Consider the following 13,568-nt stretch of genomic DNA (forward strand, 5'->3'; position numbering starts at 1 on the left):
CGCAAGCGCTTGCGAACCAGGCGATCAGGATAGGCCACAACCTGCAGTGCGATCAATCTCCTCCAGCGTCTTTGTTGGCAATGGTACGCTTGCTATCAGCTGCGCGCAGCTGGCAATGGAGGTGGGCCACGACATTCGCGCAGTGCTATGTGGCGACGCTATATTCGCGGATTGGGCGGCTCGCGCCAATATCCCGTGTATTGCGAGTGTTGACGAGCTCTGCTCTCTTCTGAACGCGGAGCCGGTGGATTGGATTTTCTCGGTTGCCAATCCGTTCATATTGCCGGTGGATGTGTTCGGGCGGGTGCGTCAACGTGCTTTCAATTTCCACGACGGTCCACTGCCACGATATGCAGGAACTCACGCGACGTCCTGGGCGCTGCTGGCCCAGGAGAGCGAGTATGCCATCACGTGGCATCGTATCGATGATGGTGTTAATGCGGGTGACGTCGTGGTTCAGCGCCAAGTGCTGATTGCGCCCACCGACACGGCGTTGAGCTTGAACCTCAAATGTTTTGAGGCTGCAGTCGAGGGTTTCCGCGAGCTTTTGACTGACCTCAAGAGCGGGAAGCTTACTGCCTATCCGCAGGCGCTGATGAACAGAAGCTATTTTCCGAAACGTCGACGCCCAGATGCGGCAGGCTGTCTGCGATGGGATCGATCCGCGCAAGATTTGTCAGCGATGACGCGTGCCCTAGACTTTGGCCCGTATCATCCCAATCCATTGTGTCTGCCCAAGGCGCTCGTAGGCGATGAGGTTGTCACTGTCAGACGCCTGGAGGTGTTGCCTCGACGCTCGGGCTTTCCCGCGGGTTCCCTGCTTGAAATCCACTCCAGCCACTGGCGTGTGGCGACGGGTACGCAGGATGTCGATGTTTGCTTTGGCGGCCCCGATGGTCAGCTGCTGGACGCGCGAGCCTTCGCCAGGCACTCCAATCTGGATGAAGGTGATCGCCTTCCAATTTTGGGCGATGAACAGGCGCGGAGCATAACTGCCGCCCATGAATTGCTGGCGCCTTCAGAGGATTTTTGGCGACAGCGGCTAGAGCAGTTTAAAACATCGCAGCTTCCCTTCGTGTCGTCGTCCGTAGCTGAGACGCCGCCCAGATGGCAGTCGAGTTGGGGGGGCATTCCAAGTGCTTTGGCTAAGCTGTCGCCACTCGATCGCACGGAATACTTAGTAACGGCTTGGCTGATCTATCTCGCCCGCATCACGGGAGAAACAGAGCTTCAACTGGGATGCACGCCTGCATCGGATAGATCGCAAGCCGGTTCGAAAGCGGTGGAGATGCTTATCGCCTCTGTCGTGCCGATCAAAGTTACCATTGATCTTGCACATGATTTTGAGGAAATGCGCAAAGCGGTGGCGGCCGAATTCGCTCAGCTGAGGGCGCACGCTAGCTTTGCCCGGGATCTTATCGCGCGCTGCCCGACATTGCGAGGTGTGGAGGCGCTACGGTCGCACCGGCCCTGGCAGATTGGCATCACGATTACAGCAGATAGCTGTTCTGCCGCTAGCGATCTAGCTTCGAACGCGAGTTCTGAGACAACCCTATGCGGCGATTTGCTGACCTTTGAGGTTTGCGCTCTGGATGGGAGCTTTCGCTGGCACTTTGATGCAAGTCGATTGGCACCGGAGCAGATCGACCGCATGACGCAGCATTTGCAGAATCTGTTGTGCGCTGTGGTTGCCGATGCCGGGCAGCCGGTCGGCCGGATTGAACTGCTGTCGCCCGAGGAGCGGACCTACCTTTTGGAGGATCTGAACCGGACGGCGGCGGCCTATCCGTCGCAGCGGTGCGTCCACGAGCTGTTCGAGCAACAGGTGCGCCGCACACCCGAGGCGGTGGCGGTGGTTCATGAGGACGAGGCGCTCTCTTATGGCGAGCTCAACGCGCGGGCCAACCGGCTGGCGCATCACCTGATCGCGCTCGGGGTGAGGCCCGGGGATCGCGTTGCGACAGTGCTGGACCGCTCCGTCGCCCTTGTGGTGGCGCAGCTGGCGATCCTGAAGGCGGGCGGAGTGTATGTGCCGATCGATCGCGCTCTTCCATCTGCGCGACAAGAATGGCTGATGGCCGATTGTGCTGCGCGCCTGGTGCTTAGCCAGAGTGACGATGATGATCTGCTTGAGGTGACGATCCCTGTTCTGGCGATTGAGCCGCTCATGACCGGAGCAGGGTCTAGTGCCGATCCTGGCCTGGCATTGAGCGCCGAGGCTGCCGCTTACGTGATGTACACGTCCGGCTCGACCGGCCTTCCCAAGGGGGTTGTTGTTGCTCACCGTGCGGTCAACCGGCTCGTCATCAACAATGGCTATGCGCAGTTCAGCTCGAGTGATCGTGTGGCGTGGGTGGGCAATCCCGCGTTTGATATCAGTACCCTGGAAGTGTGGGCACCGCTGCTACACGGTTCAAGCCTGGTTGTGATTCCACAAATTGATGTGCTGCAGCCAGAGGTGCTGCGCCGTCTGGTTCAGCAGCATGGCATTACCGTCCTGCATCTGACAGCCGGGTTGTTTAGGCAGAGCGCTGATGATTTAGGCCCGGCGCTGGCAAGCTTGCGGTTGCTATTGGTCGGCGGTGATGCGGTTGATGTGGCGACAGTAGCACGGGTCTTGAGGGGGAGCCGACCGCAGCATCTCTTGCACTGCTACGGTCCGACCGAGACGACAACCTTTGCGACAGTCTGCGAGATTACCGCGATTGATGAGACGTTTGGCCGGCTCCCCATCGGGCGTCCGATTGCGAACACGCGGGTGTATCTGCTGGACGGCCATGGCGCGCCGGTGCCGTTCGGGGCGGTGGGCGAGCTTTACATTGGCGGGGCAGGCGTTGCGCGCGGCTACCTGAACCGGCCCGAGCTGACGGCGGAGCGGTTCATCGCCAGTCCCTTTGTGGAAGGCGATCGGCTGTATAAGACCGGCGATCTGGCGCGTTATCTGCCGGACGGCAATCTGGAGTTTCTGGGCCGCAACGACGACCAGGTGAAGATCCGCTGCTTCCGCATCGAGCCGGGCGAGATCGCGGCGCGGCTTTGCGAGCACGAGCTTGTCGGCGATGCGGTGGTGGTGGCGCGCCAGGACCGCGCCGGCGACAAGCACCTTGTCGCCTATGTCGTGTGCGGACCCGAGGCCGGCTCGGAGGGCGCCGATGGCGCGCAGCTTGCTGCCTCCTTGCGCGCCCATCTGGGCGGGCGGCTGCCGGACTACATGGTGCCGTCGGCCTTCGTGCGGCTGGATGGGCTGCCGCTGACGCCGAACGGCAAGCTCGACCGCAAGGCACTGCCGGCACCGGCCGACGATGCCTATGCGCGCACCGCCTATGAAGCGCCGCAGGGCGCGGTCGAGACGCTGCTGGCCGAGATCTGGGCGGAGCTTCTCGGGGTCGAGCGGGTCGGGCGCCACGACAACTTCTTCGAACTCGGCGGCCACTCGCTGTTGGCGGTGCAGCTGATGGAGCGGCTGCGGCGGCTGTCGCTGGGGGTGGAGGTGCGCGCCCTGTTCGCCAGCCCGGTGCTGGCCGATCTTGCCGCAAGCCTGGGCAGCCATCACGAGGTGGCGGTGCCGGCCAACCTGATCGGCGAGCAGAGCACGGCGATCACGCCGCAGATGCTGCCGCTGATCGAGCTGGCCCAGCCGGAGATCGACCGGATCGTCGCCACGGTGCCCGGCGGCGTCGGCAACATCCAGGACATTTATGGGTTGTCGCCGCTGCAGGACGGCATCCTGTTCCATCATCTGCTGGCCAGCCGGGGCGATCCATATTTGCTGGTCTCGCAGATGGCGTTTGCCGAGCGCGGCCTGTTGGAGCGCTATCTTGGCGCGGTTCAGCAGGTGGTGGATCGGCACGACATTCTGCGTACGGCCTTTGTCTGGGAGGGGCTGTCGAGCCCGGCCCAGGTGGTGTGGCGGCGTGCGCCGCTGGAGGTGACCGAGGTCGAGCTGGATGCGTGTGACGGTTCCGGCGCCGAGGAGCTCCGGCGCCGGTTTGATCCGCGCCGGCACCGCATCGACCTTGGCCGGGCGCCGTTGTTGCGGTTTGTGATCGCGCGCGAGCCCGGCAGCACACGCTGGCTGCTGCTGGAGTTGCAGCATCATCTGATCGGCGATCACACCACGCTGGAAGTGATGCATGCCGAGGTGCGGGCCGTGCTGGAGGGGCGCGGGCATGAGTTGTCAGCACCGCAGCCGTTCCGCAATCTGGTGGCGCAGGCGCGGCTGGGGGTCGATGCCAAGGCGCATGAGGAGTTCTTCCAGGAACAGCTGGCCGACATCGACGAGCCGACCATGCCGTTCGGGCTGAGCGAGGTGCGCGGCGACGGCAGCGGGGTCGGCGAGGCGCGGCGGATGCTGCCGCAGGCGCTCAACGATCGGCTGCGGCAACAGGCGCGGCGGCTGGGGGTAAGCCTGGCCAGCCTGTGCCATCTGGCGTGGGCTCAGGTGGTGGCGCGCAGCAGCGGCCGAGAGCAGGTGGTGTTCGGTACGGTGCTGTTCGGCCGCATGCATGCAGGCGCGGGCGCCGACCGCGCGCTGGGCCTGTTCATGAACACCCTGCCTGTGCGGCTTGACCTGGACGGAACCGGGGTCGAGGCGAGCGTGCGGACCACGCACGCGCGGCTTTCCGAGCTGCTGGCGCACGAGCATGCCTCGCTGGCGCTGGCGCAACGCTGCAGCGGCGTTGCGGCGCCGGCGCCGCTGTTCGGCGCGCTGCTGAACTACCGTCACAACACGCCGGCGGCCATGACCGGCTGCGGACCGGATGATGTCCTGGCGGGCATGGAATGGCTGGGCAGCGAGGAGCGCACCAACTATCCGCTGACGCTGTCGGTGGAGGATTTTGGCGAGGCGCTCGGCCTCACCGCACAGGTGGCGGAGCCGATCTCTGCGGATCGGGTCTGCGGCTACATGCAGCAGGTGCTCGAGCAATTGGCGGAGGCGCTGGAGCAGGCTCCCGACAGGCCGGTGCGCGCGCTCGACATTCTTCCGCCCGAGGAGCGGACGTATCTTTTGGAGGAGCTGAACCGGACGGCGGCGGCCTATCCGTCGGATCTTTGCATCCACGAGCTGTTCGAGGCGCAGGTGCGCCAGGCGCCCGAGGCGGTGGCATTGGTGCATGAGGACGAGGCGCTCTCCTATGGCGAGCTCAACGCCCGGGCCAACCGGCTGGCCCACAATCTGATCGGACTGGGCGTGCGTCCGGACGACCGGGTGGCGATCTGCATGGAGCGCAGCCCGGCGATGGTGGTCGGTGTCTTGGCGATCCTCAAGGCGGGCGGCGCCTATCTGCCGCTGGACCCGGCTTATCCGTCGGCACGGCTGCGGCAGGTTGTCGAGGATGCGGCACCGCGGCTGCTGCTGGCCGATGCGGCCGGCCGCGCAGCTCTCGGCGCGGAGGCGCTTGCCGATGTGAGCGTGGTCGATCTGGAGACGGCGACACCAGCCTGGGCCGAACTGCCCGCTTGCGATCCCGAGCCGCGCGCCCTTGGCCTCACCGCGCGCCATCTCGCTTATGTGATCTACACCTCCGGCTCAACCGGAACGCCAAAGGGCGTCATGGTCGAGCACCACAGCCTGGTCAATCTTACCGCATGGCATGTGCAAACGTTCTGTCGGCAACGAGAAACCTGCTGCGCACTCACGGCCGGAGTGGCATTCGATGCCAGCATTTGGGAGCTGTGGTCTGCATTATCCAATCGTAGCGCATTGCTGCTCCCGCCCAGAGCAGCAGGAGGAGATCCCCTGCTTCTACTGCAATGGTGGCGTGATCAATCGCTGGAGACCGCCTTTTTAGTCACGCCGCTGGCTACAACAGCGTTAGAAGACAAGCAAATAAATCCCACATTGGAGTATTTGCTTATTGGCGGTGATCGTCTCCAGCGTGTGCCTTCCCGGCTACCGTCGCCTCTCAAGTTAATAAACAACTATGGCCCGACGGAAGTTACCGTCGTGGCAACCTCGGGACGGCTCTTCAGTGACAACGTTGTGCCGCATATCGGGCGTCCGATTGCGAACACGCGGTTGTACCTGCTGGACGGTCATGGTGCGCCGGTGCCGTTCGGGGCGGTGGGGGAGCTTTACATTGGCGGGGCGGGGGTTGCGCGTGGCTACCTGAACCGGCCCGATCTGACGGCGGAGCGGTTCATCGCCAGTCCCTTTGTGGAAGGCGATCGGCTGTATAAGACCGGCGATCTGGCGCGTTATCTGCCGGACGGCAATCTGGAGTTTCTGGGCCGCAACGACGACCAGGTGAAGATCCGCGGCTTCCGCATCGAGCCGGGCGAGATCGCGGCGCGGCTTTGCGAGCACGCCTGGCTGCGCGAGGCGGTGGTGGTGGCGCGCCAGGACCGCGCCGGCGACAAGCACCTTGTCGCCTATGTCGTGTGTGGACCCGAGGCAGGATCGGACGAGGATGATGGCGGCGCGCTTGCCGGCGCCTTGCGCGCGCATCTGGGCGGGCGGCTGCCGGACTACATGGTGCCGGCTGCGTTCGTGCGGCTCGAGGCCTTGCCGCTGACGCCGAACGGCAAGCTCGACCGCAAGGCACTGCCGGCGCCGGCCGACGGCGCCTATGCGCGGACGGCCTATGAGGCGCCGCAGGGCGCGGTCGAGACGGCGCTGGCGCAGATCTGGGCCGAGCTTCTCGGTGTCGAGCGGGTCGGACGCCACGACAACTTCTTCGAACTCGGCGGCCACTCGCTGTTGGCCGTGCAACTGATGAGCCGGTTGCCGCAGGCCGTCGGTGTCGAGCTGCCGCTGGCCACGCTGTTCGCCAGACCGATGCTTTCCGATCTGGCGGAAAGCATCGTCGACCAGTTGAACCGCTGCGGTCCGCAAGACCTGCCGGCGATTGTTGCCGCGTCGCGCGACGAGCCGCTTGCGCTGTCGTTCGCGCAGCAGCGGCTGTGGTTCCTGGCGCAGCTCGACGAGGGCAGCACCAACTATCATATTCCATTGGCCTTGCGGCTGCGGGGGGTGCTCGACCGCGTCGCCTGGCAGCGCAGCCTTGACCGTCTGTTTGCCCGTCACGAGGCGCTGCGCAGTGTCTTTGTCGCACCGGAGGGCCAGCCCCGGGTCGAGGTGCTGCCGGCCGATGCCGGGCTGCCACTGGTCGAGCACGATCTATCCGGTCGGGCCGATGCTAAGGTGGCGCTTTCGGATCTGTGCCGTGAAGAGGCGCACACGCCGTTCGATCTTGCGCGCGGGCCGCTGATGCGCGCGCGTCAGATCCGGCTGGCGGATGAGGAGCACGTCTTCCTGCTGACCCAGCATCACATCGTCTCCGACGGCTGGTCGATGGGCGTCTTGATGCGTGAACTGAACAGCCTTTACCGGGCGTTTGTGGCCGGGCAGGACGACCCGCTGCCACCGCTGGCGATCCAGTATCCGGATTATGCCGCCTGGCAACGGCAGTGGCTGTCGGGGGAACGGCTGCAGACCCAGGCGCAGTATTGGCGCAACGCCATGTCAGGCGCCCCGGCCCGTCTTGCGCTGCCGACGGACCGGCCGCGGCCGGCCCAGCAGTCGTTTGTCGGGGCCAGTGTGCCTGTTGTCATCGATGCGGATCTGACGCGGCGGCTGAAGAGGTTGAGCCGGCAGCATGGCACGACGTTGTTCATGACGGTGCTGGCGGCCTGGGCGGCGGTGCTGTCGCGTCTGTCGGGGCAGGCCGACCTTGTGATCGGCGTGCCGAGCGCCAATCGAGGCCGGCGCGAGATCGAAGAGTTGATCGGCTTCTTCGTCAACACCCTGGCGCTTCGGCTGGACCTGTCGGGCGAGCCGAGCGTGTCGGAGCTTCTGGAACGGACGCGGCGCACGGCCCTGGCTGCGCAGGAGCATCAGGACCTGCCGTTCGAGCAGGTGGTGGAGATCGTCAAGCCGCCCCGGCATCTTGATCACACGCCGTTGTTCCAGGTGATGTTGGCCTGGCAGAACAATGCGGTCGGGTCATTGGACCTGCCGGGGCTGAGTGTGGAGGCAGCCGGCAATGGCTTCGATCAGGTCAAGTTCGACCTGGAGCTGAGCCTTGGCGAGTGTGGCGAGGAGATTGCCGGATCGCTGAACTATGCCACGGCGCTGTTCGATCAGGCGACGATCGAGCGGCAGCGTGGTTATCTGCTGGCGCTGCTGCAAGCGATGGTTGCCGATGCCGGCCAGCCGGTCGGCCGCATCGAGCTGCTGTCATCCGATGAACGCACCTATCTGCTGGAGGATCTGAACCGGACGGCGGCGGCCTATCCGTCGCAGCGGTGCGTCCACGAGCTGTTCGAGGCGCAGGTGCGAAATGCGCCGGAGGCGGTGGCGGTGGTCCATGAGGACGAGCGCCTGAGCTATGGCGAGCTCAACGCGCGGGCCAACCGGCTGGCGCATCACCTGATCGGGCTCGGGGTCAGGCCGGATCAGCCGGTGGCGATCTGCGTCGAGCGCAGCCTGGCGATGGTGGTGGGTGTCTTGGCGATCCTCAAGGCCGGCGGCGCCTATCTGCCGCTGGACCCGGCCTATCCCTGCGCGCGGCTGCGGCAGGTTCTCGAGGATGCCGCACCGCGGCTGCTAGTTTGCGATGCGGCCGGACGCGCAGCACTCGGCCCTGAGGCGCTTGTCGATGTGACGGTGGTCGATCTGGAAACGGCCACCCCGGTCTGGGCCGAGCTGCCTGCTTCGGATCCCGAGCCGCGCGCGCTGGGCCTCACCGCGCGCCATCTCGCCTACATCATCTATACCTCAGGCTCCACCGGCACCCCAAAGGGCATCGAAATGCCCCACGGGTCGCTTATGAATTTGCTTTGGTCCTCGCCGGAGTTTGGTGCGCCAAAACGACGTACACTTCAGTTCACGACTTTGAACTTCGACGTCTCGTTCCAGGAGTTATTCAGTTGCTGGAGGGACGGCGGGCTACTGGTGCTCGTGCAGGAAGAGACCCGTGCCGACTTTTCCGAGTTGCTGGACTTTGTGTGCAGAGAAGGGATCGAGCGGCTTTTCCTCCCATTCGTAGCCTTGAAACATTTTGCGGAAGCCTGGTGCGCTCGGGGAGCGCTGCTGCCCTCTTTGAGAGAAATTTATACAGGGGGTGAGCAATTGCGAGCCACCCCCGAGCTCAGGTCGTTCTTCGAGACTCACCCGAGGGCGAGGTTGATAAATCAGTATGGGCCTACAGAAACCCACGTAGTCACGGAGCACCGCCTCGTGGCTGATCCATCATGCTGGCCGGAATTGCCTCCCATCGGCCGTCCGATCGCCAACGCGCGGATCTACCTGCTGGATGCTCACGGCGCGCCGGTGCCGGTGGGAGCAGTTGGTGAGCTCTATGTTGGCGGGGCCGGCGTTGCGCGCGGCTACCTGAACCGTCCCGAGCTGACGGCCGATCGGTTCACCGCAAGCCCCTTTGTGGAGGGCGACCGGCTGTACCGGAGCGGCGATCTGGCGCGTTATCTGCCGGACGGCAATCTGGAGTTTTTGGGCCGCAACGACGACCAGGTGAAGATCCGCGGCTTCCGCATCGAGCCGGGCGAGATCGCGGCGCGGCTTTGCGAGCACGAACTTGTCGGCGATGCGGTGGTGGTAGCGCGCGCCGATCGGACCGGCGACCAGCGGCTCGTCGCCTATGTGGTGGCGAAGCCGGCGGACGGCTCGGAGGGCGCCGATGGCGCGCAGCTTGCTGCCTCCTTGCGCGCCCATCTGGGCGGGCGGCTGCCGGACTACATGGTGCCGTCGGCCTTCGTGCGGCTGGATGGGCTGCCGCTGACGCCGAACGGCAAGCTCGACCGCCAGGCGCTGCCGGCCCCCGACGACGACGCCTATGCGCGCACCGCCTATGAAGCGCCGCAGGGCGAGGTCGAGACGCTGCTGGCCGGGATCTGGGCGGAGCTTCTCGGGGTCGAGCGGGTCGGACGCCACGACAACTTCTTCGAACTCGGCGGCCACTCGCTGTTGGCCGTGCAGTTACTCAGTCGAGCATTAGATGTTGGGCTGAACTTTAGCGCCGCCGACCTCTTCCGAGCCCCTGTTCTGAAGGACCTTGCATCGAAGATTCATTTGGAGCCACAGCCCAGGACTCCGGGAGTGATTTCCGTACAAGCAACCGGATCGCAGCCACCGCTCTTCTTTGTCCCCACAGGTTTTGGCGATTGTTCCTACGTCCTCAGGTTGGTGGAGGAAATGGACGTAGACTGTCCCGTCTACGCTCTGCCATGGCCCCCCTTCAATAACCTTTGTCCACCAACTCTTGAGGCGATAGCCGCGGAGACCATCGTGGCGATTAGAAAGATCCAGCCGCAGGGTCCGTATCGCTTCGCTGGATACTCATCAGGCGGAATCTTGGCTTACGCCATAGCCCAGCTCTTACTGGGTCGCGATGAAGCTATATCTTTCATGGCGTTGATCGATGTTACGCTACCTGCAAACTTGAAAAAGATATCACCCATCCAAATGGTACGAGACGTGGTGCTGGATTCTTTTGAATCCTTAGATGATGAGAGCTTCGAAGTGTTGGAGCAATTTGCTGGACAAAGTTCAATCGCTCAGCTGCTTGAAAAGGGGAAGCAAATCGGGGCGATATCTCTGGATCGTGATCTCCACAATGAAGTGGTGATGTATAAAAGGATCGCCCGGTTTCACGAGGCGCTGCAGGCGTACCAAATCCCAACCCTGCCAATTGAGATACATCAGTTTTATGCCACCGAGGCTCTCTTCAGTTCTCGGGCACGACAAGCTGAAAGTTCATTATGCCCAGAGGCACGTTCGCCCATGCGCGGCTGGGACCGGCTCTTGAGTCGAGGGGCCATTACTGCCGTACCGATTGGAGGCGACCACGTGACGATGATGAGTGTTCTGGAAAACCGCAAGGCTCTGGCCCGAGCTATTTCTACGCCCTTAGCCGGGGTTCTTGAAAAAGATCCCTAGCGAACTGCACCGAAGGTTCTGGGGCGATGTCACGTTGTCTGGCTATGAACGCGCTGAGCAACCGGTGAGCCGAGCCATTCCGCTGATGGGGTTGCACCGCTGTCTCAGCAAAGTGCGTCGTCCACATTGAAGGCTCGTCCGCGGAGCTCCATCATGCGGCGACTGATGTCGACCGCGAAGACAACCATGCACCCGGCAGCGTCGTCTCGACGCAATTACATGCTTGACGTCCCGGCGGCGATTAGTTTCCGTTGTGATCAAGCATGTTTTTCGACCCACATGCGATCGGCTTTGACGAGCGCATTGGCGGTGACGAGAAGCTTGCGCATAACCGCGACGATGGCGACTTTGGCGGGCTTTCCCGATGCAATGAGGTGCTGATATTTTTCCCTGAGGTCGGGGTTAAAGCGGGCAGCGACGAGAGCGGGCATGTAGAGTGCGCGTCTAACGTTGGCCCTTCCACCCTGGATGAAGCTTCTGCCTTTCCACTGTCCTGATTGGCGGGCGACGGGAGCGAGTCCTGCCAAGGATGCGGCCTGTTTGTTATCAAGTGATCCGAGCTCTGGCATAGTGGCGACCAACTGGTTGGCAGTGCGTGGGCCGAGGCCAGCTATGCTGGAGATAATTTCATGCCGACGGGCAAGCTGGGGATCGGCCGCAATGCTTGTTGCGAGCTCGGCATCGAGAGCGGTTATATGCTGATCGATCTGATTGAGGCGTTGCTTGTGCTGACGCTTTAGAAGCGGAATCGTCAGGTTTTTCTCCTGGTTTTTAAGCGCGGTTCTGTCGCGCATCAGACCATCGCGGGCGCTGATCAGTTCGGCCAACCTTGCCTGTTCGGGGTTTATAGCCGGGCGCACGGGTGGCTGCATTGTGCTAGCCATGCGGGCCAGCATCACTGCATCGATCCGGTCGGTCTTGGCCAGGGTTGCGTGTTTCAGAAATTCGCGGACACCCATTCCGCTAATTCGCGGACAGCGATTTCAGTAATTACGGGACAGTGATTCCGCTAGTTCCCGGACAGTTTTCGGTGCGGATGTAACGGTCGGTTCTCGGGAGCGCCGTTCTGGCATTTTGCCCTCTCATCATCGGGTTGAGAGGGGCCATGCCAAGACGGAAGCAAGCGAGACGAACGACAGTGAAAGACCTACGATCAATCCTGCGCCTGACGCATGAGCAGGGCCTCTCGGTGCGTGCGGTGTCGGAACGGCTGAAGATCAGCAAGACTTCGGTTTCGACCTATCTGTTGCGGGCCCGTGAGGCTGGCATCTCGGACTGGCCGCTGCCGCCGGGCTATGACAATGACGCATTGCTTGAGCGGCTTCTGTTTCGCCGGGTTGGCCGTCCGCCGCAGGATCTGGACGAGCCCGATTGGGCGATGATCTCGCGCGAGCTGAAGCGCAAGGGCGTGACGCTGACGTTGTTGTGGCAGGAATACCGCGCGGCGCACCCCGATGGTTATGGCTACACATGGTTTTGCGACCGGTTCGGCGCTTTCCAGCGCCGGTCGAGCGCGACGTTCCGCAACCGCCACGAAGCGGGCGCGGTGATGCAGACCGACTATGCGGGCCACACCGTGCCCGTCGTTGATCCCGATACTGGCGTCATCTGCCAGGCTCAGATCTTCGTTGCGGTGCTGGGCGCGTCGTCCTTCACCTTCGCCCATGCCAGCTTCAGCCAGAAGCTGCCGGATTGGATCGAGGGCCAGTGCCGGGCACTCACCTTCTTCGGCGGGGTAACTAAGGCGATCGTCTGCGACAATCTGAAGGCCGGCGTCGCCAAGGCGCTGTGGTTCGAGCCGACGCTCAACCAGACCTTCGCCGCCATGGCCGAACATTACGACACGACGATCCTGCCGACCCGCAGCCGCAAGCCGCGCGACAAGGGCAAGGTGGAGGGCGCGGTGCTGATCGTCGAGCGCTGGGTCCTGGCCCGGCTGCGCAACCGGCGCTTCTTCAGTCTCGGCGATCTCAACGCCGCAATCGTGGTGTTGCTGGAGGATCTGAACAATCGCCCCATGCGCCATGTCGGCAAAAGCCGCCGGGAGCTGTTCGAGGAGATCGAACGAACGGCCCTGTCGCCATTGCCGCCGGCGCCGTTCGAATATGCGGAGTGGAAATCGGCGAAGGTGCATCCCGATTACCATGTCGAGATCGACAGGACCTTCTACTCGGTGCCGCACGCGCTGATCGGGCGGCGCGTGGATGTGCGTCTCACCCACCGCGTGGTCGAGCTCTTCCATGATCACAAGCGCGTCGCCAGCCATGTCCGCCGCTCGCAGCGCTGCGGCCATGTCACCGTCAACGAGCACATGCCCAAGGCGCACCAGCGCTATGCCAACACGACGCCGGCGAACCTGATCCGGCAGGCAGCCGGGATCGGCGCCAACACCGCCATCCTGGTCGAGCGGATGATGCGCGACCGGCCCCATCCCGAGCAGGGATACCGCTCCGCGTTTGGCATCCTCTCGCTGGCCCGTCGCTACGAGCGGGATCGGCTCGAGGCAGCCTGCGCGCGGGCACTGACCATCAATGCGATCACCTACTCCTCCGTCAACGCCATCCTCAAATCCGGCCTCGACCGCGTGCCGCCCGCGGCCGAGCCGGTCAAGCCCACGCCATCGCACACCAACATCCGCGGCGGCTCCTATTATCAATGAAGGAAAGGAAAC

The 13,568-nt window shown here is 63.5% G+C and carries 3 protein-coding genes; 2 read left to right on the top strand and 1 reads right to left on the bottom strand.

Annotated features, from left to right (window positions below):
* Positions 1 to 244 precede the first annotated feature (244 nt).
* Positions 245 to 10,897 carry an amino acid adenylation domain-containing protein gene (locus tag AC56QX_RS37115; RefSeq protein WP_497118771.1) on the top strand — a complete coding sequence of 3,551 codons (10,653 nt, stop codon included), beginning with the start codon at positions 245 to 247 and terminating at the stop codon, positions 10,895 to 10,897.
* Positions 10,898 to 11,154: 257 nt separating this feature from the next.
* Here the strand turns inward: AC56QX_RS37115 and AC56QX_RS37120 are convergent, their stop codons facing one another.
* On the bottom strand, positions 11,155 to 11,856 hold the full coding sequence (locus tag AC56QX_RS37120; protein ID WP_497118772.1) for an IS110 family RNA-guided transposase: 702 nt from the start codon (positions 11,854 to 11,856) through the stop codon (positions 11,155 to 11,157).
* A 146-nt stretch (positions 11,857 to 12,002) separates the two neighbouring features.
* On the opposite strand from AC56QX_RS37120, the gene istA reads away from it, so the two are divergent.
* Entirely contained in the window at positions 12,003 to 13,556 is a 1,554-nt protein-coding gene (gene istA, locus AC56QX_RS37125) for an IS21 family transposase (protein ID WP_497118203.1), read from the top strand.
* Positions 13,557 to 13,568 lie beyond the last annotated feature (12 nt).

It is taken from the genome of Mesorhizobium sp. RCAM 06353, from assembly GCF_059683585.1.